This is a genomic window from Halomonas litopenaei, assembly GCF_017303055.1.
Lineage (GTDB): Bacteria > Pseudomonadota > Gammaproteobacteria > Pseudomonadales > Halomonadaceae > Halomonas > Halomonas litopenaei_A.
Genome location: NZ_JAEKJT010000001.1, coordinates 221,215 through 244,898, shown reverse-complemented (window position 1 = coordinate 244,898; position 23,684 = coordinate 221,215). Strand labels below are relative to the sequence as shown.

Below are 23,684 nucleotides of genomic sequence, written 5' to 3'. Positions count from 1 at the left end.
GGCACCGCATGAGGGGGAAGCGGAGGGACAGCCAGCGGCACCTCAATAACCCAACAGGGCGTGCGCCTGCTGCTGAAACTGGCAGCTACCGGACGGCGTGACCGTCCAATGCGATAGTTGCCGCCCTTGGCTGTCACTCAGCTGCTTGACCGGCCAGACACCCTGGACGCTGTTGCCCACCCACAGCGACGCTCCCGCCTGTAGTTGATCGACGTCCAGCGGCGCCTCGCTGACCGCTCCGGCCGTGATCAAGGCCTGGCGCAGCGTGCCCGCCACGCCGCAACGATCGAGTGGCGGCGTCACCACAGGAGCCTCTTCAGACGCTCGCAAGAACACGTTCATGGCGGTCGCTTCCACTACCGCGCCATGCTCATCCAGCATCAGACCCTCAGCGATCTCGGTGTCGTGCCATTCATTGCGTGCCAGGACATTCTCCAGACGCGCCAAGTGCTTGATGCCCGCCAGCGCCGGCTGTGCGGCCAGCCGCAGCCGGCAGAGGCGCACCTGCACGCCCTCGTGCCAACGCCGGGCGTCCGGCGTGAATGAAGACCAGGTCGACACCAGGCGCGGACTCACCGACGGGGGAGGCGCATAGCCTCGGCCACCGCTACCGCGGGTATACACCAGCTTGAGCACCCCCAAGCCCGGACCGCAACATGCCAGGCTGTCGATCAGCTCGACCGACCCCGGAGGCGGCAGACTCAGCGCTCGACACCCTCGCAGCAACCGATCCACGTGCTCGGCCCACAGAAGCGGCCGGCCATCACGCACCAGAATCGTCTCGAACAGGCCGTCACCATAAGCAAGCCCCCGATCGCTCAGGGGCAGCACGGGCTCTTCCATTACACCTTCTTGAACACCAGGGTGCCGTTGGTGCCGCCGAACCCAAAGGAGTTGGACAGCGTGACATCCACCTTGGCATCGCGAGCGGTGTGCGGAACGTAATCCAGCACGCAGCCTTCCTGGGGCTTGTCCAGGTTGATGGTCGGCGGCAGCGCCTGATCACGGATCGCCAGGATGCTGAAGACGGCCTCTACGGCACCGGCGGCCCCCAGCAGATGACCGATCATCGACTTGGTGGAACTGACGGCCACCTGATTGGCCGCCGCACCCATGACCTTCTCGACCGCGCGACTCTCGGCAAGGTCACCGGCAGGCGTCGAGGTACCGTGAGCGTTCACGTAGTTGATCTCGGAGGCATCGATACCGGCATCCTTGATGGCGTTGGCCATGGAGGCCGCCGCACCACGACCATCTTCCGGTGGCAACGTCATATGGTAGGCGTCATCACTCATGCCGAAACCGATCAGCTCCGCGTAGATGGTGGCGCCACGGGCCTTGGCATGCTCGTACTCTTCCAGGACCACCACGCCAGCGCCGTCGGAGAGCACAAAGCCATCGCGATCCTTGTCCCAGGGGCGGCTTGCCGACTGGGGATCGTCGTTGCGCGTCGACAGCGCACGAGCGGCCGAGAAACCACCAAGACCCAGCGGCGTGGTCGCCATCTCGGCGCCACCACAGACCATCACATCGGCATCGCCGTAGGCAATCGTGCGGGCACTGTAGCCGATGTTGTGAGTGCCGGTGGTGCAGGCCGTGGTGATGGCAATATTGGGACCGCGGAAGCCGTGCTGAATCGCCAGGTTGCCGGAGATCATGTTGATGATGGACCCCGGCACGAAGAACGGCGAGATACGCCGGGCGCCACTCTTGTTCAGCGCGTTGTGATTGTGCTCGATCATCGGCAAGCCGCCAATGCCCGAGCCGATGGCTACACCGATGCGGTCGGCATTTTCGTCGGTGCACTCGATGCCCGCATCCTCAATCGCCTGAGCGCCTGCCGCAATCCCGTACTGGATGAACAGGTCCATCTTCCTGGCATCCTTGGGATTGAGATAGGGGCTGATGTCGAAGTTCTTCACCGAGCCGCCAAAGCGGGTATTGAAGCCGCTGACATCGAAGTGCTCGATGGGCGCGATACCGCTCTTGCCGGACAGAATGCTGTCCCAGCTTTCCTTGACGGTGTTGCCCACCGGCGTGACCAGACCAAGGCCGGTCACCACTACCCTTCTGCGAGCCATCAGCTTTCCTCCAGACTTCCTTGAAATTGCGGCCCTGCCCTCAGGGGACCGTCGGTTGCGCGCATTATACCCGAGACAGATGCCACTGTGCTCCCCCCGGCAACCTGGTTCGAGGCTACCTGGCCGACCACGCAAAAGCCGCCCTGGAATAACCAGAGCGGCTCATGGGGGAGTAGACTCCCCGGCCTTTCAGCAAGCGGACATGTCCGCCACCGCAAGACCGACTCGACGTATCGAGACGGGCTTACTGGTTGGCGTTGACGTAGTCGATCGCTTCCTGAACGGTGGTAATTTTCTCGGCTTCTTCGTCAGGAATTTCGGTGTCGAATTCCTCTTCCAGCGCCATCACCAGCTCAACGGTGTCCAGGGAATCAGCGCCCAGGTCCTCGGTGAAGGAAGATGAGTTCTGAATATCTTCTTCCTTGACGTTCAGGCGCTCTGCTACAACTTTCTTCACGCGCTCTTCGATGGTGCTCATTTAGACATACTCCAGTCGTTCACGTTAGCCGTTCTGATGACCAGCTGGTTAATTCCGCAACTAAACTGCGGGGTAGTTTATAGACCCCTTGGGGTCGACGCAACACACGCAGAGCGTGCATTTAACGCATGTTCATGCCGCCATTGACGTGCAGGGTTTCACCAGTGATATAGCCTGCGCCCTCACTGGTCAAGAAGCCTACCGCAGCAGCGATCTCTTCGGGTTTGCCCAGACGAGCCAATGGCACCTGCCCCTTGAGCTTGTCCTGCTGCTCGTCAGACAGTGCATCGGTCATGTCAGTGGCAATGAAGCCCGGCGCCACGGCGTTGACCGTGATATCCCGAGATGCCACCTCACGCGCCAGGGCGCGAGTAAACCCTTCCATGCCAGCCTTCGCGGCAGCATAGTTGCTTTGACCGGCGTTGCCCATGGTGGCCACCACGGAGCTGATCGACACGATACGCCCCCAGCGAGCCTTGCTCATGCCGCGCAGGCAGGCCTTGCTGAGACGATAGACGGACTTCAGGTTGGCATCCAGCACGCCATCCCACTCATCCTCTTTCATGCGCATCAGCAGGTTGTCACGGGTGATGCCAGCATTGTTGATCAGGATCGTCGGCGCACCGAATTCGTCATTGATGGACTTCATCAGAGCTTCGATGCTGGCCATGTCGGTCACGTCCAGGCGGCGGCCCGCCCCCTGAATGCCCTGCTCCTTGAGGTCCGCGTCGATGCGGTCTGCACCAGCATCAGACGTGGCGGTGCCAATCACAATGCGACCCTGCCGACCCAGCTCGTGGGCAATGGCTCGGCCAATCCCGCGACTGGCTCCGGTGATCAGGGCGACTCTAGGCTCGGTTGTCATGGTCACTTCCATTGCTTGGTCATTGCTGCCCGGCTTCTTGCCGGGCCAAAAGGCGACGCGTCAGGGCGTCAGCCACCGTCAAACCGCGGGCACCTCACGCGCCAACTCAAGCGCCGCAGCAAGGCTGTCGGGGTCATTCACCGCCAGCCCGCGCGTACCGCGAGAAATGCGCTTGTTCAGCCCTGTCAGCACCTTGCCAGGCCCGCACTCGATAAAGACGTCAGCGCCATCCGCCACCATCTTCTCGACACAGGAGACCCAGCGCACCGGCTGATACAGCTGCTCGACCAGCCGTGTGCGCAGCGTCGCCACGTCCGCGTGAGCCTGCGCGTCCACGTTCTGGATCACGGTATAGCGGGGCGCCTTCAACTCGACCTCGGCCAAGGCCTGCTCGAGCTTCTCGGCCGCAGGGCGCATCAAGGCACAGTGAGACGGCACGGATACCGGCAGCGGCATAGCGCGCTTTGCCCCAGCCTCCTGACACGCCACAATGGCGCGCTCTACGGCCGCCTTGCTGCCCGCAATCACCACCTGACCGGGTGCATTGTAGTTGACCGCCGAGACCACGTCGCCTTCAGCGGCGGACGCACAGGCCTGCTCTACCGCAGCGTCGTCCAGCCCAAGTATGGCCGCCATGGCGCCCTGCCCCGCAGGCACCGCCTGCTGCATGGCCTCGCCGCGCAGACGCACGAGACGAATACCTTCTGCAAACGGCAGCGCTCCAGCGCACACCATGGCGCTGTACTCGCCGAGACTGTGGCCAGCCATGGCACCGGGGCGAGGCCCTTCAAGCTCCTGCCAGACACGCCAGATGGCCACGCTGGATGCCAGCAGCGCTGGCTGCGTGCATGCCGTTGCATTCAGCGACTCTTCCGGCCCCTCCTGGACCACCTGCCAAAGGTCATAGCCCAGTGCCTCGGAGGCTTCCTCGAAGGTGGTTCTCACCACGCTGTAGCGTTCGGCGAGATCGCGCAGCATGCCGATCTGTTGCGACCCCTGCCCAGGGAAGATGAGGGCAAGCGGTTGTGTCATCTTGATCACCTATGCTCTTGTTGGCTGCCGCCCGGCACCACGCCCACCCTCAGCGGGTGCGCGTCCGTGCCAAACGACGATGGTCGAGCTCGGCGTGCAGCCGGCTCGGCAAGTCACGGCGCACCTCCTGGGACGCGCGTCTCAGGGCGTAGTGAAAGCCCTGGGCGTCACAGCTGCCATGACTCTTGATCACGATCCCGGCCAGCCCAAGCAGACTGGCGCCATTGTAGCGAACGGGATCCAGTTCGCTCTTCAATCGTTTAAGGGCTGGGCGCGCCAGCAGTCCCACCAGGCGACTACCCCAGTGCGCCTCGAAGGTGGCTTGAACGCGCCTTACCAGCATCTTGGCCAGCCCTTCGCTGGCCTTGAGCAGCACATTGCCGACAAAGCCATCGCAGACCACGACGTCTGCCTCGCCGGCAAACACGCCATCGCCCTCGATAAACCCCAGATAGTTGAGCCCAGGCAGCTGTCGCAGCATGGCATCAGCGTCCTGGACCACGGCAGAACCCTTCGTGGATTCAACGCCGACATTCAACAGCGCGATCCTCGGGGCGACCAGGCCATCAACGTGGCGGGCCATAATATCGCCCATCAGGGCAAAGTCCACCAATCGCTCTGCCGAAACATCGACATTGGCACCCAGGTCAAGCAAATAACAGCGCCCATCATCCCGCGTCGGGATGGCGGTGCTGATGGCAGGCCTCGGTACGCCGGGCACCATTCCCAGCGCTCGGCGCGACAGCGCCATCAGAGCGCCGGTGTTGCCCGGACTCACCCCAACCGCTGCATCACCTGCTGCAACACTCTCCAGCATACGCGCCATGCTCGAACGGCCACCGCTTCGCAGCGCCTGGGAGGCGCGCATATCGGCGGCGATGACGTCTGGAGCATCACAGAGGTGCAAATGCGACGCCGCCGCGACCAGAGGCCGCGGCAGGCGTGAGATCTCATCTTCCAACAGGGCCTTGGGGCCAAACAGCTGGATATCGATCTGGGGGTCTTCGATGACAGCGCTGGCCGCGCCTGCCACGGTGGCGCGAGGACCTTTGTCCCCACCCATGGCATCAACGGCGATCCGCATTACGGCGGCCAGCGAGCATCAGCCGTTGTCGACTTATACGTCGACAACCTTGCGACCACGGTAGAAGCCGTCCGGAGACACGTGGTGACGCAGGTGAGTAGTACCAGTTTCCTTGTCCTGGGACAGGGTCGGCGCGCTCAGGGCGTCGTGGCTACGACGCATGCCGCGCTTGGAACGAGTCTTACGGTTCTGTTGAACTGCCATGGGAAATCACTCCACAAAATATCGATCAGGTATCGGTGTTGCCCTTGAGGCGCTTGAGCACGTCAAAGGGGCTGCCAGAGGGCGCTTCCGAAACTTCGGCCTCTGCCCCGCTGCTCAGCTGGTCGCGCGAGACAGGACACTCTGACTCGTCGTGGTAGACCACCTGGGGCAGACTGAGGATCAGTTCATCCTCGATCACACCCAGGAGATCCAGCTGTTCATTTTCCACCAGCACCGGCTCATGGGTGCTAGGCAGGTCCGCGGCCAGGTCGTCACTGCTGACGAGCCCGAGCAGGAAGTCGCTTGCGACATGTTGAGCCATGGGCTCGAGGCAGCGGCGACAGGGCAGCTGCAATTCGGCCTCCAGGCGCCCCCGGATCACCCGACGCCCTTGGGCGTCGATGGCGAATTCCAGCCACGCGCTGGCATCGCCCTGCTGAGCGCCGACTTCGTCGGTCAAGCGACTCATTTCGGCCAGTGCCACCAGGCCTTCAAGGTGTTCGGCTTGGGCTGCGAGCTTATAGGGCTCGACCCGGCCGGGCAATCGTGAGGTCAACATAGGCGCGCAATGATAGGCACTCGTCTGCCCCCTGTCAAAGCCCAGTACTCAATAGGTTACCATGTTTCATCTTTCATCCGCGGCACGCCCGGCGTTAACGCCGCCGCGCCTCGGCCTTACCCCACACTGTCGACAAGGAAAACGGCATGACACCTCTGGTCCTGGCTTCCAGCTCACCCTGGCGCCGCGAACTGCTCGAGCGCCTGGGCTTGCCCTTCTCCTGGGCCAGCCCCGATATTGACGAGAGCCCGCGCCCACAGGAATCTCCCACGACCCTGGTCCAGCGACTATCCTCCGCCAAGGCCATGGCCCTGGCGGACATCTATTCGTCGCACCTGATCATCGGTTCCGACCAGGTCGCCGTGTTTGGCGACAAGATCCTGGGCAAACCCCATACGGCAGAGCGTGCGCGCGCTCAGCTGGCTCAGTTCTCCGGCGAGCGCGTGCGCTTCGTCACCGGCCTCGCCCTGCTCGACACCGCCCGCCAACGACACTGGGTAGGACACCAGCACTTCGACGTTGTCTTCAGGCAGCTCAGCGCCGCCGAGATTGAGGCCTACGTCGAGCGCGAGCAACCCCTGCAGTGCGCCGGCAGCTTCCGCATGGAGGGCCTCGGCATCACCCTGTTCGAACGACTCGAGGGAGACGACCCCAATAGCTTGATTGGGCTACCTCTGATCCTGCTCTGCCGATGGCTGCGAGAGGCAGGCGCGGATCCGTTGCTGGCGACGCCCTGACCCGCCCACTTAAGGCAAAGGCAGCGGATTATGCTCTGTGGTCAGCGTTACACGCCAGGCAACGACTCCCGGCAACTCATAGCGCTCGCGGCTCAAGGCAGCTGACAGCACAGTGACTCAAGGTAATTGGTAGCGCAGCGGCGACGCTGCCTGGGGCAACCCCATCCAATGCGCCAGCGACACGCCAAAGCGGCGAGCCAGACGGTCCAGCGGGTCCTGGGAGGGGGTATAGTCCTCGATGACTGGCTCGTCCAGCCAGTGACGAGCCTCATCATCGAGAGTGCCGAGGCGGTCCACCAAGCCCAGCTCCAGGGCCTGCTCCCCGGTCCAGATCAACCCGCTGAAGACCTTCGGGTCTTCGGCAAGGCGTTCGCCACGACCGGCCTTGACCGCGTCAATAAACTGCTGATGGGTCGTATCAAGCACGTTCTGCCAGAACACCTGCTGATCAGGGCGCATTTCGGAGAAGGGGTCGAGAAATGCCTTGTTATCACCCGCGGTAAACACTCTACGTTCGACACCGAGGTCGTCGATCACTTGATCAAGCCCAAAACCGGCATAGATCACACCGATGGATCCCACCAGGCTGGACGGAGCCGCCACGATTTCATCCGCAGCCGCCGCCATATAATAGGCACCGCTTGCGCCGAGGTCCTCGATCACGGCAATGATCGGCTTGTCCCCCTGTTCGCGCAGCGCCGTAATCGCCCGATACACCCGCTGTGACTGTACAGGACTGCCGCCCGGACTATTGATGTGAAGCACGATGGCGCGAGCATCCGGCGCCTCCCACGCGGCCTCGAGACCCTCAATCAGGCGTTCGGCGTTCGCCGGTGACTCGCTGTCGATGACGCCCTCGACACTGACCAGCGCCAGGTGCTCCCCCTGCACGGCATCCTCGTCGGGTGTCATCGTCAACGCATACCACACCGATGCAATGACGCCCGCCACCAGCAGCAGCCAGGCAAAGCGAAAGAACAGCTTCCACCGCCGCCCACGCCGCTGCTCGACCAGCACGCCCTGTATCCAGCGATCCATGCTCTCGATCTGCGCGAGCCTCTGACGCTCTCGCAGGACCTCAGCATTGTCATCCCCCCCGCGCTCTGGCGCAGCAGGCTGCACTGACGCCTCCCCCTCGGTCCAGGGATCATCCTTGGGCGTGTTTGCCATATCTCACTCCTCGACACTCTGGATAGCCAGACAACGGTACAAGCTGTCCACTCGTCATCACCGCCACCTGGCGCTCTATTGCACCCACGACGTCAGCTAGCCGTCCGATGATCCATCCCACTATCCGCGCAAGTGCTCAAGCACCTGACCAAAGTCATCAGCGATCAGCACCGGCTGCGTGCGCTCAAGCCTTGCCACGTCATGCACACCGTAGCTGACCGCCATACGCGGCATGCCGATGGCCCGCGCCATTTCCATGTCATATTCGGTGTCGCCGATCATGATCGCTCGCTCGGGCGGCACGCCGCACTCGGCGAGCAACTCCTCCAGCATCTGCGGATGCGGCTTCGAGCGAGTTTCATCGGCGGTCCGGCTTCCCACAAAGAAACGCCCGGTGTCGCTCTGCCGGAAGATGCGATCCAAGCCCTTGCGGCTCTTGCCGGTGGCCACGGCCAAGGCGCCTTGCCGAGAGAGCTCAGCAAGCCCTGCCTCTACCCCCGGATAGAAGGTGACCGGCGTCGAATCTCCCTCGACGAAGTGCCAGGAATATCGCGCTTTCAGTCTTTCTGCGTGGTCGGGAGAGATGCCGGGGCATAGCGTCGCGATCGCCTCAGGCAGCCCCAGACCGATAATGTTGCGCACCTCGGCAGCACCCAACTCGCCCCACTCGACCTCTCGGGCCGCCGCCTGCATACAGGAAACGATGCGGGCGATGGAGTCCATCAGGGTGCCATCCCAATCAAATATGGTCAGATCGTAGCGCAAGACATGGCTCCTCGGCGGGCACCGCAGGGGAGCCCTCACTGCATGGGTCGTGTCCTGCCACCCCTCAGCGGGGTTCGCCCGCCAGTCGAGTGACCACCAGGGCCTGACCTTCCAGGGTGAGATGTACAGGACAACGGTCGGCGATGGCCAGCAGCGCATCACGCTCATCCTGGGTCAAGGCACCGGCAAGGTGGAGAACACGTTCGAAGCGGTCGATTTTGCCACCGCTCGCCTCGCATTCGCTACAGTCCACGGCATGAATCTTGTCGTGACTGACATCCACCGTCACATCATCGAGGGCCAGCTTCTTGCGCCTGGCATAGCTACGCACCGTCATCGACGTGCAGGCGCCCAGGGCGGCCGCGAGCAGCTGATACGGCGTAAATCCCAGATTGGTTCCGCCATAGGATAGCGGCTCGTCCGCCAGCAGATGATGCGCCCCCGCCAGCACATCCTGGCGAAACCCGCCGGGGTCCGCCTCGGACACCCGGGTCACCCCTTCGGGCACCCCCGGCAGTGGCTTGGGCGCCACCAGCCCCAGATAGCGGGACGCCCAACTGGCCACCACTTCGGCGGCGTACTCGGCGTCGGCGGCCCGGGTCAGCAGGTGGTCGGCATCATCCAGGGAGATAAAGCTGCGGGGATGGCGAGCGGCGCCGAATATCGCAGCGGCATTCTCGATGTCGACGGTCTCATCCCCCGGCGCATGCAACACCAGCAAGGGGCGCCCTAGCGCCTCGATACGCTGACGCTGGCGCTGCTCACGCAGGTCGTCGACAAAGGTCTTGCGGATGGTGAAGGGGCGGCCTGCCAACTCCAGCTTGACTTCGCCTTGTCGCTCAATGAGCTCCAGACTTGCGCCAAAGTTATGCAGCACATGGGCCGGATCGAACGGAGCACCGATGGTCGCCACCGCCTTCACCGCCGGCAGCTGACCCGCCGCCGCCAGCACTGCGGCTCCGCCCAGGGAGTGCCCGACCAGCAGTCCTGGCGCCAAGCCCATTCCCTCCAGATAAGCAGCGGCCGCCAACAGGTCGTCGACATTCGATGAAAAGTGGGTGTTGGCGAACTCACCCTCGGAGTGTCCCAGCCCAGTAAAGTCAAAGCGCAGCACCGCTACGCCGCGCAATACCAGTCCGGCGGCGATACGCTTGGCGGCAAGAATATCCTTGGTGCAGGTGAAACAGTGCGCAAAGATCGCCACGGCTTGGGGCTCGCTGCCCTCGGGGCGATCCAGGCGCGCCGCCAGCTGCTGTCCATCCTGACCGGCAAAGGTCACCTTCTCGCTCAACACACGCATCGCCATCTCTCCTCTGGGACTGTCCTGAGTCGTCGCCGCAAGGCGCCGACTCCTTACCCGAAGAGTTGGTCATGGCAGCAGCCACCGCCACAAAAAGGTGTGCAGGCGAGATACCCCTGAAGGACATGCCAGCAGGCCGCCTGAGACCTCCTCCAGCTGACTTATTGACGCTTTCTCGCGCGCTCGAGCACCGCCTCGAGAGCGTCATCCAGCGGCGCCCGAATCTGCACCGGCCGCTGACTGGTCGGCTCGGGGAACGTCAGTGACGCCGCGTGCAAGAACAGCCGCTCAAGACCCAGTTCGCGACTCAGGCGAGCGCCCTCACGACTGCCGTACTTGTCATCACCAAGCAATGGATGGCCGCCATGGGTCGCATGCACACGAATCTGATGGGTACGACCGGTAATCGGCTCCGCCTCGACCAGGGTGGCACCGGCAAAGGTTTCGCGCACGGCGAAACGAGTACGCGCCACCTTGCCCGCCGCATCGACTCTCACCCGTCGCTCGCCATTGCCGGCGTCGTAGCGATCCAGGCGTGCACTCACGAAGTCACGTCGGGCGGGCCAGCGCCCGGCCACCAGCGCCAGGTACTGCTTGTTCATCTTGTGTTGCTTCAAGGACTGGTTGAGCGACAGCAGCGCAGGACGCGACTTGGCCAACAGCAGGCAGCCGGAGGTGTCACGGTCCAGTCGGTGCACCAGCTCAAGAAAATCCAGATCTTCCCGCACCTGGCGGAGCGCCTCGATCAAGCCGATCTTGACGCCACTGCCTCCATGCACGGCAAGCCCTGAGGGCTTGTTCAGCACCATCCAGTCCGGCCCTTCCAACAGCACACTGCCGGCCAGCAGGTTGCGCAGGTTGTCACTGACCTCGCGCACAGCCTCCTGTGGCGCCAGCTTGAGCGGCGGGATACGCACCAGATCCCCCAGCGCTAGACGCGTGTCCGCCTTCACCCGCTTCTTGTTGACCCGCACCTCGCCCTTGCGCACGATCCGGTACACCAGCGAGCGCGGCGCGCCCTTGAGCCGACTCATCAAAAAGTTATCGACGCGCTGGCCGACCTGGCCCTCGGTCACTTCCACCCACTGTACGTCACGCCCTTCGGCCACGCTGTCACTCCACTGGAAACCCGCATTAAAACGCCATTCTAGCGCAGCTTGTCGCCAATTGCTGACCCTTGGCATTACTGTTATATTGCCCTCTCGCTCCCCGGGTCCGATTGATCCCAGCAAGCGCCTGCACGACAGACACGCAGGCCTGAGCGAAATGTGACTGACACAGCGTTTACCGCAGAGGCCGCGACGATCCCTGAGAGATCCCGCCGCCGATGTAAAGGTGACAACATCACGCCCGACGCAACGGACATGCCTCCACCCTGAGTGGTCGCCCTCCACTGTCGTCGGGAGACGTACAACACCGTGCCGGAGGCCGGCAACGGTGAATCGATTGAATGCCAGGTGTTGGCGGTGACGGCAGGACCGGATGGGCAAGGCCCCACCGAGACACGTTCTCCCTCCGCCCCGTACTCAACATGATCATGCCACGGCGATCGCAGCTGGATGTCGTGGCCGGGCGCAGCTTCCGCGACATGCGCTGAGCACAAGCACGCTGCACCAGCGGTTCACCATTGCCGTTGCCAATGGGCGCCCTCCGGCGCGCCCATTTTGCGAGACAACATGAAACGGATGCTCATCAACGCGACCCAGCCTGAAGAGCTGCGCGTCGCCCTGGTGGATGGACAACGCCTGTACGACCTGGACATCGAATCCGGTGCCCGGGAACAGAAAAAAGCCAACATCTATCGCGGCAAGATCACCCGCGTGGAACCCTCCCTCGAAGCGGCGTTCGTCGACTTTGGTGCCGAGCGACACGGTTTCCTGCCGCTCAAGGAAATCGCTCGCGAGTACTTCATCAAGGAGCCCTCAGGACGTCCCAGCATCAAGGAAGTCCTCAAGGAAGGCCAGGAAGTCATCGTTCAGGTCGACAAGGAAGAACGTGGCAACAAGGGTGCTGCACTGACCACCTTTGTCAGCCTGGCTGGCCGCTTCCTGGTCCTCATGCCCAACAATGCCCGCGCCGGCGGTATCTCGCGTCGCATCGAAGGCGAGGAACGTGCCCAGCTCAAGGAAGCCATGGGCCAGCTGACGGTGCCTGACAAGATGGGCCTGATCGTCCGTACCGCAGGTATCGGGCGCTCCCCGGAAGAACTCCAGTGGGATCTGGACTATCTGGTTCAGGTGTGGGAGTCCATCACCGAAGAGGCCGGCAAGCGTTCTGCGCCTTTCCTGATCTACCGCGAATCCAACGTCATTATTCGCGCCATGCGCGACTACCTGCGCCAGGACATCGGCGAGGTCTTGATCGACAGCCCCGAGGTTCACCAGGAAGCGCTCTCCTTCATTCGCCAGGTGATGCCCTCCTATCAGCAGAAGATCAAGCTGTACGCCGATGAGGTACCGCTGTTCTCCCGCTTCCAGATCGAGTCACAGATCGAGACGGCCTACGAGCGGGAGGTCAAGTTGCCCTCCGGTGGGTCCATCGTCATCGATCACACCGAGGCGCTGGTGTCCATCGACATCAACTCGGCGCGGGCCACCCGCGGCAGCGATATTGAAGAGACCGCACTGCAGACCAACCTCGAGGCTGCCGACGAAATCGCACGACAGCTGCGTCTGCGGGACATCGGTGGCCTGGTGGTCATCGACTTCATCGACATGGGGCCCGCACGCAATCAGCGTGAGGTCGAGAATCGCGCGCGTGATGCCCTCAAGCTTGATCGCGCCCGGGTCCAGATCGGACGCATCTCACGCTTTGGCTTGATGGAAATGTCACGCCAGCGCCTGCGCCCTTCCCTGGGCGAAACCAGCGGCGTGGTCTGTCCCCGCTGCGATGGTCAGGGCACTATCCGCGATGTCCGCTCGCTGTCGCTGTCGGTGATGCGCCTGATCGAAGAAGAGGCAATGAAGGAGCGCAGCGCGCAGATTCGCGCCATTCTGCCGGTGCCGGTAGCCACCTACCTGCTCAACGAGAAGCGCGCCGTACTGGCCGAAATCGAGCGTCGCCAAGGCGTACGCGTGGTCGTGCTGCCCAGCCCGGACATGGATACGCCGCACTACGACGTGCAGCGCCTGCGCGATGATCACGTCGATGAAGAAGGCACCGCCCACGCCTCCAGCTTCGAGCTGTCCACCGACACCGAGGTCGGCAAGGAACCCGACGCTGCGTTCGGCAAGCCGGTGCAGCGCGCCGAGGCAGCGGTGAAGAGCGTCGTGCATAACGCTCCCGCCCCCGCTTCTCTCAACGAGGAAGAAGTGGCCAAGGAAGCGCGCCCGGCAGCGCCTCAGCGCGCCAGCCGCCAGACCCCTGCGCGGCAACAGCGCCAGCCGGCAGCCAATACCAGTCAGGCGGGCGTGCACAATGCGGGACTGTTTGGGCGCCTGGTGAAAGGCTTCGCTCGCTTCCTCGGCGGCGAAGAAGACACCAGCGACAGCGCTCGCTCCGACACGCGCAAGACGAACGCCAACGCCTCCGAACGGCAGCAGCGCTCTGACGGCGGCCAGCGTAGCGACAGCGGACGTCAGCGCAATCGTCGCAGCAACGGTCAGACCAACCAGCGCCAGCAGAGCAACAGCCAACGCGCCGGGCGCAGCGATAACCAGGACCGTCGCAGTGACAACAGCGGCCAGGAACGTCGCAGTGACAGCAGTGGTCAGGACCGCCGCCAGCAGGATCGTCGTCAGCCCAAGGCCGACACCCGTAACGACAAGAGCGATGGCAACGACAACCGTCAGCGCTCACGTCGCGACGACGGACGTCAGCAGGCGTCACGCCAGCAAGAGCCGCGTCAGCAGGAGTCTCGCAAGGGCGACGACAGTAAGGCATCCAGTGCCAAGCCCAGCACGGCCAAGAACAGCCAGAGCGCCGCTCAGGCTGACGGCCCGGCTGCCAGCGACGCACCCAAGGACACCAAGCCCAAGCGCACCCGCAACAATCCGCGTAATCGCAGCCGCAAGCAGGCGATCAATCCCGATGCCGTAAAGGAGCAACAGCGCCTGCAGGCAGAGGCTGCCGCTAGCGACGACCATGGTCAGTCAGCCGAAGCGGGCACCACTGACGCTCCCAAGGCCCCAGCCACTAAGGCCGACCAGAACGTCAACGCCCCGGCGGGGACTGAGTCCAAGGCTGCTGACGCCAAGACGGCAGACGCCAAGCCCACCGACGCCAAGGCAGCGGATCCCAAGCAGCAAGCTGACAGCAAGACCGCTGAAGCCAAGCCTGCTGAAGCCAAGCCGGAAGCGGACAGTAAGGCGACTGAGACCAAAACCGCTGAAGCCAAGCCGACCGAAGCCAAGCCAGCTGACACCAAGGCGGAAGCTGACAGCAAGGCGGCTGACACCAAGGCTGCTGAGTCCAAGCCCGTTGAGTCCAAGCCCGCCGAGACCAAGTCGGCTGAGACCAAGCCAGCGGAAGTGAAGCCGACGGAAGCCAAGGCGGCGACTGACAGCAAGGCTGTCGAGTCCAAGTCTGCCGAGTCCAAAACGGCTGAAGCGAAGCCGACGGAAGCCAAGGCGGCGACTGACAGCAAGGCTAGTGAGTCCAAGCCTGCCGAGACCAAGGCTGTCGAGGCCCAGCCTGCCGAGTCCAAAACGGCTGAAGCGAAGCCGACGGAAGCCAAGGCGGCGACTGACAGCAAGGCTGTTGAGTCCAAGCCTGCCGAGACCAAGGCTGTCGAGGCCAAGCCTGCTGAGTCCAAAGCGGCTGAAGCCAAGCCGACGGAAGCCAAGGCGGTGACTGACAGCAAGGCTGTTGAGTCCAAGGCTGTCGAGGCCCAGCCGGCTGAGGCCAAAGCGGCTGAAACGAAGCCGACGGAAGCCAAGGCGGTGACTGACAGCAAGGCTGTTGCGTCAAAGCCTGCTGAGCCCAAGCCGACCGAATCAAAGCCGAGCGAAACCAAGCCGACCGAAGCAAAGCCGAGCGAGTCCAAGACGGCTGAAGCGAAGGCGGCTGAGGCTAAGCCGGCAGAGACGAAGGCGGAAGCTGAGAGCAAGGCTGCTGAGGCCCCGACAGCTGAAGCCAAGGCAGAAGACGATAGCGACAGCAAGAGCAGCGCGTCGGACAAGCCTGCTCGTCGCCGCCGTCGCCGTGCCCACAACGACCCGCGCGAACAGCGAAAGCGTGAGTCAGGCTCGGTGGCTGCCAGCCAGGACAAGACGGGCGATAGTCACAACGTCTAGTCTCGGCCAACCAAAAACGCCCGCAGCCAAGGCTGCGGGCGTTTTTTTGTGCAAACGTGATAGACACCGTGCTCAGCGACCTTGGCCCGTGGCCACCATCGCCTAGGCCAGGCGGGGCTCCCTCTCCAGCGTAACCCCAAAGCGCTCTGCCACCCGTCCAGCCACCTTGTCGGCGAAAGTCAGCAGCTCCTGTGCATCGCCACCACCATGATGCACCAGCACCAGCGCCTGGCGGTCATGAACGCCGAAGTGGCCGTCGCGCCAGCCTTTCAAACCGCACTGATCAATCAACCAGCCAGCGGCCAGCTTCACCCTGCCATCTTCCAGCAGGTAGCGGGGCATGGCGGGAAACTGTTCGGCCAATGCCTCAGCCCGATACGCATCCACCACAGGATTCTTGAAAAAACTGCCGGCGTTGCCGAGGACCTGCGGGTCCGGCAACTTTTCCTGACGCACCTGACAGACGGCCTCGGCGACCTCCAGGGCCGACGCCTTGGCACTCACCCGCTGGGCCAGATCGCCATATCCGAGCCTGGGAGCTCCATGGCGAGTCACCTTGAGGGTCAGGTCGGTGATGATCACTTTCCCCTGCCACTCCCCCTTGAAGCGACTCTCCCGGTAGCCGAAGCCACAGGCATCTACGTCCAGAGTCTCCGCCCTGCCGTCGGCGCGATGAAGAACGCTCACCGAGGCCAGCACGTCGGCCAGTTCGACGCCGTAGGCACCGATATTCTGTATGGGTGCCGCTCCACAATGACCGGGAATCAGGGCAAGGTTCTCAAGCCCCCACCAGCCGTCGCGAGCCAGGGCCATCACCAGCCGATGCCAGCTGACCCCCGCCCCCACGTGCACCAGGGCCTCGCTGCCGCGACGCTCGATCCACCAGTAGTCCAGCTGGGGCCGAAGCGTCAGTCCTGGAAGCACGCTGGGCAGGATCAGGTTGCTGCCCCCGGCCAACAGCGTCACCGGCTCATCGCGGCTGCTCTCCAGCAGTGCTGCCAGTTGCTGACGATCCCTGGCGACTGCCACTCGCTCCGCCCTGCAGGGCAGGCCGAGCGTGTTGGCCCCGGACAGCATCACGTCGTGCTCGATGGATAGCTTCACCTCACCGCCTCCAGGCGCTGTTCCAGCTCTGCCGCAAGCGCCTGGGAGGCCCGCTCGATCATCGCATAGACCCTATCGAAGCCACCTTCATAGTAAGGATCCGGCACGGCCGCCCCAGGCTCACCGGCCCACTCCATCAACAAGCCTATCGAAGCCTGGCTATCGGTCGGCATCCATCGCTCCAGCTCGGCGAGGTTGTCGTGGTCCATCGCCAGTACAACATCGAAACGCGTAAAATCCTCTTGGCACAGCTGCCGACCACGCAACCCGGAAATATCGATGCCCCGCTGCTTCGCCGCCTGCTGCGCCCGTGCATCGGGGGGCTCGCCGATGTGCCAGCCGCCGGTGCCACACGAGTCAATCTCGACACGGTCATCAAGGCCTAACGCGCGCACCTGCTGACGGAACACTCCCTCTGCGGTCGGCGAGCGGCAGATATTGCCCAGGCAGACAAACAGCACACGAATCTTCGCGGGCGAGTCGTCCAGTCTCATGGCGTGGCTCCTCTCGCCCGCTGCTCGAAGTGAGCGCGCACGCGGGCGAGGTCCTCCTCTGTATCCACGCCGGCTCCTGGCGTCTGCTCTGCCAGGGCCACCTGAATAGCGTGTCCGTAGTGCAACGCGCGCAATTGCTCCAGCTGCTCCAGCTGCTCGATAGGAGCGGGCAGCCACTCGCTGTAGGCGCGCAAAAAGCCCGCGCGATACGCATACAGCCCGATATGGCGTAGCCAGGCATCGGTGGTCAATACGCTGGGGGGCTCACGGAAGCCCTCTCGGTCCCACGGCATCGGCGCCCGGGTAAAGGTCAGCGCCCGCCCCGAGGCGGCACGGGTCACCTTGACCACGTTGGGATTGAACAAGGTGTCCACATCGCCAATGGATTCTGCCAGGGTCGCGACCGATGCCCCCTCGTCCCGCATCAGGCGAATCGCCACCTGATTGACAAGCTCCGGCGGCAGCAAGGGCTCATCGCCCTGAACATTGACCAGCACTGCCTCATCGTTCAGCTGCAGCAGGTCGACCACTTCCGCCAGCCGATCGGTGCCGGTCGAGTGATCCGCACGGGTCATCACCACTTCCGCACCAAGGTCAGACATTGTCTGCTCGATGCGCGGGTCATCGGTAGCGATCACGACTCGACTGGCCAGTGAGCGCTTGGCCAGATCCCAGACCCTGGCCACCATGGGACGCCCGGCGATATCGGCCAGAGGCTTGCCCGGCAACCGCGTCGAGGCGTAGCGTGCTGGAATCACGACAATGAAATCCTGCATCGATACTGCTCCCTACCCTTGCGGCTCGCCGCGCCCTGGATGGCTCTTCAGCGTCTCGTCCACGTCCATGACCCTGGCTTCCTCTGCCAGCATCACCGGAATCCCGTCTCGTACCGGATAGGCCAGACCGTCATACAGACAGCACAGTTCGTTGGCCTCGCGGTCATAGCGCAGCTTGCCCTGACATTGGGGGCACACCAGCATTGCCAGAAGTTCCTTGTCCATCATCGTCTCCCCACTTCAGAATCTCGTCATTGGATACCGTCAGCGCCGGAGGCGCCTGCCGCCGTATCTCGGCGCCCATCCGACCAACCAGCCGTGCGCTGATCGAACCAGCGAATAAAGTCAGGATCTGGACGCGCCTCCACATCCAGCACCCAGCCATCAGTCGGAGCCAGGTCCCTGCATTTGACCGCATCCTTGGCGGTCATGACCATTGGCTGCCCGTTGTCCGTCGTTACATCCGCAGGGGTATAACGATGATGATCGCTGAAAGGCCGAGCCAGGTAGTCGACCCCCAGCTCATCCAGGGTGGCGAAAAATCGCTGCGGATGCCCGATGCCGGCCACGGCCACTACTGGGCCGTCGAACGGCAAGGGTGACGGCGGATAGACCCGTGAATCCCCCAACCGGCGCCAGCCTGAAGGCTCGAGCCGCATGCGGTACCCTGCGGGCAAGCTGGCAGCTCCATCGCCATTGATCAACAAGGCGTCAACACTGGAAAGTCGGGCCAAGGGCTCACGCAAGGGCCCGGCGGGCAAGCAGCGTCGATTGCCGAACCCGCGCCTGCCATCCACCACGACCAGCTCGATGTCGCGAGCCAGGGCGTGATGCTGCAGGCCATCATCGGTGACAATCACGTCGCAGCCTTCATCGATGAGGCGCTGAGCGCCACGCGGGCGGTCCGGATCCACCACCACCGGCAGTCCGGTCTGATCCGCCAGCATCCGGGGCTCATCGCCGCATTCTGCTACCTCAGTGGTGGGCGTCAGCAGCAGTGGATAGGCGTCCGACTTACCGCCATAACCGCGCGAGAGCACTCCAGGGCGGCAACCCTGCTCCTTCAGGCGCCGAGCAAGCCAGGCCACCAGCGGGGATTTGCCGGTCCCGCCCAGGGTCAGATTACCCACGACGATGACCGGTACGGACGCTCGCCAGGCCTGGCGAGAACCCTTTCGGTACGCCTTGGCGCGCCGCTCGACTTCACGCCGATACAGAAGCTCCAGCGGGCGCAGCAAGGTCAGCCACGGCGAGCCTCGGTAGGCGGCATCGAGCCAGCGTTGACCAAGCCCCATTCAGGCCTCCTGAAACTGCAGCTGGTGCAGGGCGGCGTAAGCCCCCTCACGCTCCAGCAACTCACTGTGACTGCCCTGCTCGATGATTTCCCCCTGCTCCATCACGAGAATGCGATCGGCGCGCTCAATCGTCGACAGGCGGTGAGCGATGACCAGCGTCGTGCGGCCTTTGCAGACCTCTTCCAAAGCCGCCTGGATATGGCGCTCGGATTCCGTGTCGAGCGCAGAGGTCGCTTCATCGAGCACCAGGATCGGGGCATCCTTGAATATCGCCCGGGCGATGGCCATGCGCTGACGCTGGCCGCCTGACAGCATCACGCCGTTGTCTCCGACCAGCGCCTGGTAGCCGCCGGGCATGCGCTCGATGAACTCGTGGGCATGGGCCGCCTTGGCGGCAGCCTCGATCGCGGCAGGATCCGCGTCTGGGACGCCATAGGCGATGTTCTCGGCGATGGTGGCGTTGAACAGCGTGACCTGCTGGCTGACCAGGGCGATCTGCTGACGCAGCGCCGTCAGCTGGTACTCCTCAATGGCTACGTCATCAATCAGAATGCGACCGCCGGTAGCTTGATAGAAGCGCGGCAACAGGCTCACCAGGGTGGACTTGCCGCTGCCCGAGCGTCCGACGATGGCAACCATTTCCCCCTGACGAACGCTGAGGTCAATGCCCTTGAGCACCTCCGGCTGGTCACTGCCATAGGCGAAACGCACCTGCTCGAGCTGAATGTCACCACGCAGACGACCCGGGACCAAGCTCCCGCTATCGACTTCCTCGGGCTCGTCCAGCAGGCCGAACAGCTCACTGGAGGCGGCGATCCCCTTCTGGATGGTGCCATTGATCTCGCTCAATGAGCGGATGGGCTTGGCCATCAGCGACGCTGCAGTGATGAAGGCCACGAATTCGCCTGGGGTCATGTTGTCCATCAGCGCAGGCGACATCGCCAGCCACACCAGCAGCGCCAGCGACAGGGCGACCAACAGCTGGATGACCGGGGTGCTGGTGGCCTTGGTCAAGGCCTCCTTGAGGCTCTGTCGACGATTGACCTCACTGGCGTCATGGAAGCGGGTCATCTCGTATTGCTCTGCCCCGTGGGTGCGCACGACGCGATAGCCGGTCAGCGCCTCGGAGGCGACATGGGTGACATCTCCCATGGAGCGCTGGATGCGCTTGGATATCTTGCGAAATCGCTTGCTGGCATAGCTGACTACGCCACCAATCAATGGCGTCACTGCCATGAACAGCAGCGTCAGCATCCAGTTGGTCCACAGCAGATAGCCCAGCAGGCCGAGCACGAACAGGCCTTCCTGCAGCACCACCGTAATGGCCTTGGTGCCCGCACCGGTCACCTGCTCCACGTGATAGGTGACGCGGGAGATCAGATGCCCCGAGGAGTGATTGTCGAAGAATCGCCCCGGTAGTCTCAGCATGTGATTGAACACATCGCAGCGCAGCCGATGAACCATATTGCGCGCCACATTGCTCATGAAATAGGTGCCGAGGAAGGTGCCGAGACCGCGCGCGCCGAACATGCCCACCACAAACAGCGGCAAAAACAGTCGAAACGCTGCGTCGGGATTCTGAATGCCGTCGATCAGGCGCTTCATCATCTCGGCCAGCGCCGTACTGGAGGCCGCGTAGATCGCGTAACCGATCACCGCGACAAGAAAGGACTTCCAGAACGGCCTGACGTAACCAAGGAGGCGCTTGTACAGCGCCCAGCCGGAGTATTCGCTCACGTTGGCTCCAGTTGCAAGGGGAATCAGCCCTGTCGCATGACCCAGCCTGGCTGGGTTCACCTGCTGCGTTTCTGCCAGCAGGTCGACTGCCAACAGGTCAACTGCCAGCACGTCGACCACCAGCACGTCGATCAGCGCAGCATTCAGCCTCTTCGGCATCAGCCGCGACCGAGCCTGTTGACGACGCCAGCTCGCTGGCACACCAGCAGGTTGCACAGGGCAGCGAGATTCAGTGGCGAGATTCTACCCCATGGCAGAGACCTTCGACACCGCCGTGCAGATGACGTCGGCGTCCACTGCTGACCAGATGCACGCCGGCCCTGTCCAGATCGATCACCAGCTGACCATCGAGCCCTGTGTCGAGGATACAGCTGCCTGCCTGCCGAAGCCGCCGAATCACATCATCATGGGGATGGCCAAACCGGTTGAAGGCGGCGCTGGAGGCTACCGCCAACTGCGGCGCCCTGGCGTCGATCAGTGCGGCGCCGGTGCTGTCGTCGCTGCCATGGTGCCCGACCACCAGCACCGCCGGCGGCGAGGGCAGCTGAGCGATCAGGTAGCGCTCGACCCGGCGACTGGCGTCGCCGGTAATCAGCACACTCCCTCCAGGGGAGCTGACCAGCAACACACAGGACTGATCATTGGACTCCAGTGTCGCGACAGCCTCATCCGAGCCTGGCCATAGAAAACGAAAGTCGACGCCCTCCCAGCGCCATTGCTGCCCCCAGTGGCAGCCGTCGGCAGCTTGCTCAGCAGGTAAACCGGGTATCCGTCCAGCGGGATGCCACCAGTGCGCCACCTCATGCTGTTCGACCAGGCGCGCCACGCCACCCGAGTGGTCCAGGTCAGCATGGCTGATAATGACCTGGTCAAACTGCTGGGGTGACGGCCAGATACCGTCGATGGGGGCATAGCCGGAGGCATAGCGTGGGCCACTGTCATACAGCAGCCGATGGCCAGCGGTATGGACTTCGACCATCAAGCCCTGCCCCACATCCCACACCACCAGGCGAACGGTACGGGGGTCGGGCCGTGCCGGCGCCAGACTGATCAGCGCAACGCCCAGAGCGATCACTGCGCCCCCCTTAAGACCGCGCCCAATGCCGGGCAGACAGATGACGACGCCAATGCCCCACAGCAGCAACGCCAGCGAGAGCCGGATATCGACATCGAGCCATACCGTCGCGGCTGGCAAGGACAGCCCCTCAAGCAGCTCAAGCAGTGCCGCCAGCACCCACCCCCATCCCTTCCACCACCACAGTGCCAGCGGCGGAGCTACGAGCAGTACCGCCCAACCCAGCATGCCCGCCGGCACCAGTATCAGCGACACCAGCGGCACCGCCACCAGATTCGCCAGCACCGTCACCAGCGACACTTGACCCGTAAAGGCCAGCACCAGCCCCGCCATGGGAAGCGCCAGCAGAAGCTGGGTACGCACCAGCGTGACCCACGCCGTCTGCACGCCCCGGCCCGACCGCTGGTGCGGCTTCAGACCGCGCCCTTGCCACATGATGATCAACGCGGCTACCGCCCCAAAGGACAACCATAGCCCCGGACGCCAGAGCGACAGCGGATCGATAAGTACCACCAGCGTCCAGGCCACCGCCAAGCCTTGCCACGCCGACGGCGCATGACGACCGCCGGCGACCCATAGGGCGATGACAATCATCACCAGCGCCCTGAGTGCCGGGGGCTCGGCACCCACCAGCCAGACGAAGCCTGCGGTAAAGCCTCCCGCCCACCACCATGGCCAGCGCACCAGACGCCAGCGTCCAGGCTGAATCCTCCGAGACAGCCAGCGCCCACAGCCCAGTGCGAGCACCGCCACCAAGCCAACGTGCAGCCCGGACACGACCGCCAGATGAGTGGTTCCAGTGCTGTTCAGCAGCTGCCACTCCTGTGCCTCCAGGCGCTCGCCCCGACCCAGCGTCAGCGCCGCCAGCCAGCGACGAGTGCGCTCGGCCAAGGCCAGACCCTCCAGCGTGGCCAGCAGCGACTCGCGCAGATCCTCTGGTGCCAGCGCCCGGCGATACGGCGGGGGTTCCGATACCACGGCACCGATCGCCTGAATGCCCTGCTGCCACAGCCAGCGTTCATAGTCGAAGCGGCCAGGGTTGGCCACGCCTGTTGGCGGCCGCAGGCGCAGCGCCAGGCGCCAGCGCTCGCCCACCGTCATGCGTCCACTCGGCAGCGGGCTGCCGAGACCGGCTGCCTGATGTGCCGCCAGGTAATGGGTGACGCGAACCCGCTCCAGGCGATCGCAGGCAAGCATGTCAGCCAGCATCGGTTCACAGCGCTCGATCTCCAGCGTCAGGCGCTGCGCCCCGGCCAGCTCACGTGCCGCGCTGACACGGACATCGGCCAACAAGGTGACTCCGGCAAGGCCCGCCGGAAGACGCGCGCCTTGCTGCTGCAACAGCGACAGCAGCACCCATAGCGCCACCCATGCACCCAGCAGCAGTCGCCAGCGTCGCGCGGCAAGGCTGGCCACTGCGACCGCGAGCAGAAGGTACATGGCAGGCTCCGCCACGCCGATCAGCGCGCCGCCCAAGGTGGCGCCGCTGGCTAGACTGACGGCCGGTGATGGCCACGCAGGCCCACCACCGCGCCTCTGGCGCGACCGCTGTCCCGCCTTGGCAGCGCCTCGCCAATACAGTGACCGACCGCCCGTCATGTCCATGGCACTCCTGCTGGTGGACCTTCCTTGTCCCCGTCACCCGGGCTTGAGGCGCGGGTGGCCGCCCTTGTTCAGTGCCCTTTCAGCTCCCC

The 23,684-nt window shown here is 63.8% G+C and carries 21 protein-coding genes; 2 read left to right on the top strand and 19 right to left on the bottom strand.

What is annotated here, in order from left to right; all coding sequences use genetic code 11:
• Positions 1-42: 42 nt before the first annotated feature.
• The 8 genes from pabC to JF545_RS01185 form a co-directional block, all read right to left on the bottom strand.
• Complete coding sequence (pabC, locus tag JF545_RS01220; RefSeq protein WP_206937436.1) at positions 43-843, bottom strand: aminodeoxychorismate lyase; 801 nt, start codon at positions 841-843, stop codon at positions 43-45.
• Positions 843-2,081, bottom strand: a complete 1,239-nt coding sequence (fabF, locus tag JF545_RS01215; RefSeq protein ID WP_206937433.1) for a beta-ketoacyl-ACP synthase II — start codon at positions 2,079-2,081, stop codon at positions 843-845. The genes pabC and fabF overlap by 1 nt, the downstream gene beginning before the upstream one ends.
• A gap of 244 nt (positions 2,082-2,325) precedes the next feature.
• The gene (acpP, locus tag JF545_RS01210; RefSeq protein WP_021820799.1) at positions 2,326-2,559 is read right to left on the bottom strand and encodes an acyl carrier protein; all 234 of its coding nucleotides are present in this window, start codon (positions 2,557-2,559) and stop codon (positions 2,326-2,328) included.
• A 121-nt stretch (positions 2,560-2,680) separates the two neighbouring features.
• Positions 2,681-3,424, bottom strand: coding sequence for a 3-oxoacyl-ACP reductase FabG (gene fabG, locus JF545_RS01205; RefSeq protein WP_206937425.1), 744 nt, complete (start codon positions 3,422-3,424; stop codon positions 2,681-2,683).
• Between the two features lie 78 nt (positions 3,425-3,502).
• Positions 3,503-4,456, bottom strand: coding sequence for an ACP S-malonyltransferase (gene fabD / locus JF545_RS01200; protein WP_206937422.1), 954 nt, complete (start codon positions 4,454-4,456; stop codon positions 3,503-3,505).
• 49 nt (positions 4,457-4,505) lie between these two features.
• Positions 4,506-5,540 carry a phosphate acyltransferase PlsX gene (gene plsX, locus JF545_RS01195; protein WP_206937389.1) on the bottom strand — a complete coding sequence of 345 codons (1,035 nt, stop codon included), beginning with the start codon at positions 5,538-5,540 and terminating at the stop codon, positions 4,506-4,508.
• A gap of 33 nt (positions 5,541-5,573) precedes the next feature.
• Positions 5,574-5,744 (bottom strand): 50S ribosomal protein L32, encoded by a 171-nt coding sequence (gene rpmF, locus JF545_RS01190; RefSeq protein WP_010627954.1) that lies wholly within the window; start codon positions 5,742-5,744, stop codon positions 5,574-5,576.
• Positions 5,745-5,769: 25 nt separating this feature from the next.
• The gene (locus tag JF545_RS01185; protein ID WP_206937387.1) at positions 5,770-6,303 is read right to left on the bottom strand and encodes a YceD family protein; all 534 of its coding nucleotides are present in this window, start codon (positions 6,301-6,303) and stop codon (positions 5,770-5,772) included.
• Between the two features lie 146 nt (positions 6,304-6,449).
• On the opposite strand from JF545_RS01185, the gene JF545_RS01180 reads away from it, so the two are divergent.
• Positions 6,450-7,040 carry a Maf family protein gene (locus JF545_RS01180; protein ID WP_206937384.1) on the top strand — a complete coding sequence of 197 codons (591 nt, stop codon included), beginning with the start codon at positions 6,450-6,452 and terminating at the stop codon, positions 7,038-7,040.
• A 117-nt stretch (positions 7,041-7,157) separates the two neighbouring features.
• Here JF545_RS01180 and sppA read toward each other — a convergent pair whose 3' ends face one another.
• From sppA to JF545_RS01160, 4 genes are all read right to left on the bottom strand, one after another.
• Positions 7,158-8,210: a signal peptide peptidase SppA gene (gene sppA / locus JF545_RS01175; protein WP_206937382.1), complete on the bottom strand. Its 1,053-nt coding sequence runs from the start codon at positions 8,208-8,210 to the stop codon at positions 7,158-7,160.
• A gap of 120 nt (positions 8,211-8,330) precedes the next feature.
• On the bottom strand, positions 8,331-8,975 hold the full coding sequence (locus JF545_RS01170) for an HAD-IA family hydrolase (protein ID WP_206937379.1): 645 nt from the start codon (positions 8,973-8,975) through the stop codon (positions 8,331-8,333).
• Positions 8,976-9,039: 64 nt separating this feature from the next.
• Positions 9,040-10,275 (bottom strand): bifunctional alpha/beta hydrolase/OsmC family protein, encoded by a 1,236-nt coding sequence (locus JF545_RS01165; protein ID WP_206937377.1) that lies wholly within the window; start codon positions 10,273-10,275, stop codon positions 9,040-9,042.
• A gap of 161 nt (positions 10,276-10,436) precedes the next feature.
• The gene (locus JF545_RS01160; protein WP_206937374.1) at positions 10,437-11,384 is read right to left on the bottom strand and encodes an RluA family pseudouridine synthase; all 948 of its coding nucleotides are present in this window, start codon (positions 11,382-11,384) and stop codon (positions 10,437-10,439) included.
• A gap of 567 nt (positions 11,385-11,951) precedes the next feature.
• Here JF545_RS01160 and JF545_RS01155 point away from each other — a divergent pair.
• Positions 11,952-15,509: an Rne/Rng family ribonuclease gene (locus JF545_RS01155; protein WP_206937372.1), complete on the top strand. Its 3,558-nt coding sequence runs from the start codon at positions 11,952-11,954 to the stop codon at positions 15,507-15,509.
• Between the two features lie 102 nt (positions 15,510-15,611).
• On the opposite strand, the gene murB is transcribed toward JF545_RS01155, so the two are convergent.
• The 7 genes from murB to JF545_RS01120 form a co-directional block, all read right to left on the bottom strand.
• A complete protein-coding gene (murB, locus tag JF545_RS01150; protein WP_206937369.1) occupies positions 15,612-16,613 on the bottom strand; it encodes a UDP-N-acetylmuramate dehydrogenase in 1,002 nt (333 codons plus the stop codon).
• A complete protein-coding gene (locus JF545_RS01145; RefSeq protein WP_242520551.1) occupies positions 16,610-17,107 on the bottom strand; it encodes a low molecular weight protein-tyrosine-phosphatase in 498 nt (165 codons plus the stop codon). The genes murB and JF545_RS01145 overlap by 4 nt, the downstream gene beginning before the upstream one ends.
• Positions 17,104-17,883 (bottom strand): 3-deoxy-manno-octulosonate cytidylyltransferase, encoded by a 780-nt coding sequence (gene kdsB, locus JF545_RS01140; RefSeq protein ID WP_206937367.1) that lies wholly within the window; start codon positions 17,881-17,883, stop codon positions 17,104-17,106. Before kdsB ends, JF545_RS01145 begins: the two co-directional genes overlap by 4 nt.
• Positions 17,884-17,895: 12 nt before the next feature.
• Entirely contained in the window at positions 17,896-18,108 is a 213-nt protein-coding gene (locus tag JF545_RS01135; protein WP_206937364.1) for a Trm112 family protein, read from the bottom strand.
• A gap of 26 nt (positions 18,109-18,134) precedes the next feature.
• On the bottom strand, positions 18,135-19,178 hold the full coding sequence (lpxK, locus tag JF545_RS01130) for a tetraacyldisaccharide 4'-kinase (RefSeq protein WP_206937362.1): 1,044 nt from the start codon (positions 19,176-19,178) through the stop codon (positions 18,135-18,137).
• Positions 19,179-21,074: a lipid A export permease/ATP-binding protein MsbA gene (gene msbA / locus JF545_RS01125; RefSeq protein ID WP_206937359.1), complete on the bottom strand. Its 1,896-nt coding sequence runs from the start codon at positions 21,072-21,074 to the stop codon at positions 19,179-19,181.
• 70 nt (positions 21,075-21,144) lie between these two features.
• Positions 21,145-23,589 (bottom strand): DNA internalization-related competence protein ComEC/Rec2, encoded by a 2,445-nt coding sequence (locus JF545_RS01120; protein WP_206937356.1) that lies wholly within the window; start codon positions 23,587-23,589, stop codon positions 21,145-21,147.
• Positions 23,590-23,684: the final 95 nt, after the last annotated feature.

Excerpts from the sequence above, each read along its gene's own strand:
- JF545_RS01185 (WP_206937387.1), bottom strand. The coding sequence starts at position 6,303 with ATGTTGACCTCACGATTGCCCGGCCGGGTCGAGCCCTATAAGCTCGCA.
- JF545_RS01165 (WP_206937377.1), bottom strand. The coding sequence starts at position 10,275 with ATGCGTGTGTTGAGCGAGAAGGTGACCTTTGCCGGTCAGGATGGACAG.
- fabF (WP_206937433.1), bottom strand. The coding sequence starts at position 2,081 with ATGGCTCGCAGAAGGGTAGTGGTGACCGGCCTTGGTCTGGTCACGCCG.
- plsX (WP_206937389.1), bottom strand. The coding sequence starts at position 5,540 with ATGCGGATCGCCGTTGATGCCATGGGTGGGGACAAAGGTCCTCGCGCC.
- JF545_RS01135 (WP_206937364.1), bottom strand. The coding sequence starts at position 18,108 with ATGGACAAGGAACTTCTGGCAATGCTGGTGTGCCCCCAATGTCAGGGC.
- lpxK (WP_206937362.1), bottom strand. The coding sequence starts at position 19,178 with ATGGGGCTTGGTCAACGCTGGCTCGATGCCGCCTACCGAGGCTCGCCG.
- rpmF (WP_010627954.1), bottom strand. The coding sequence starts at position 5,744 with ATGGCAGTTCAACAGAACCGTAAGACTCGTTCCAAGCGCGGCATGCGT.
- JF545_RS01180 (WP_206937384.1), top strand. The coding sequence starts at position 6,450 with ATGACACCTCTGGTCCTGGCTTCCAGCTCACCCTGGCGCCGCGAACTG.
- kdsB (WP_206937367.1), bottom strand. The coding sequence starts at position 17,883 with ATGCAGGATTTCATTGTCGTGATTCCAGCACGCTACGCCTCGACGCGG.
- JF545_RS01145 (WP_242520551.1), bottom strand. The coding sequence starts at position 17,107 with ATGAGACTGGACGACTCGCCCGCGAAGATTCGTGTGCTGTTTGTCTGC.
- pabC (WP_206937436.1), bottom strand. The coding sequence starts at position 843 with ATGGAAGAGCCCGTGCTGCCCCTGAGCGATCGGGGGCTTGCTTATGGT.
- JF545_RS01155 (WP_206937372.1), top strand. The coding sequence starts at position 11,952 with ATGAAACGGATGCTCATCAACGCGACCCAGCCTGAAGAGCTGCGCGTC.
- fabG (WP_206937425.1), bottom strand. The coding sequence starts at position 3,424 with ATGACAACCGAGCCTAGAGTCGCCCTGATCACCGGAGCCAGTCGCGGG.
- fabD (WP_206937422.1), bottom strand. The coding sequence starts at position 4,456 with ATGACACAACCGCTTGCCCTCATCTTCCCTGGGCAGGGGTCGCAACAG.
- msbA (WP_206937359.1), bottom strand. The coding sequence starts at position 21,074 with ATGCCGAAGAGGCTGAATGCTGCGCTGATCGACGTGCTGGTGGTCGAC.
- acpP (WP_021820799.1), bottom strand. The coding sequence starts at position 2,559 with ATGAGCACCATCGAAGAGCGCGTGAAGAAAGTTGTAGCAGAGCGCCTG.
- JF545_RS01120 (WP_206937356.1), bottom strand. The coding sequence starts at position 23,589 with ATGACGGGCGGTCGGTCACTGTATTGGCGAGGCGCTGCCAAGGCGGGA.
- sppA (WP_206937382.1), bottom strand. The coding sequence starts at position 8,210 with ATGGCAAACACGCCCAAGGATGATCCCTGGACCGAGGGGGAGGCGTCA.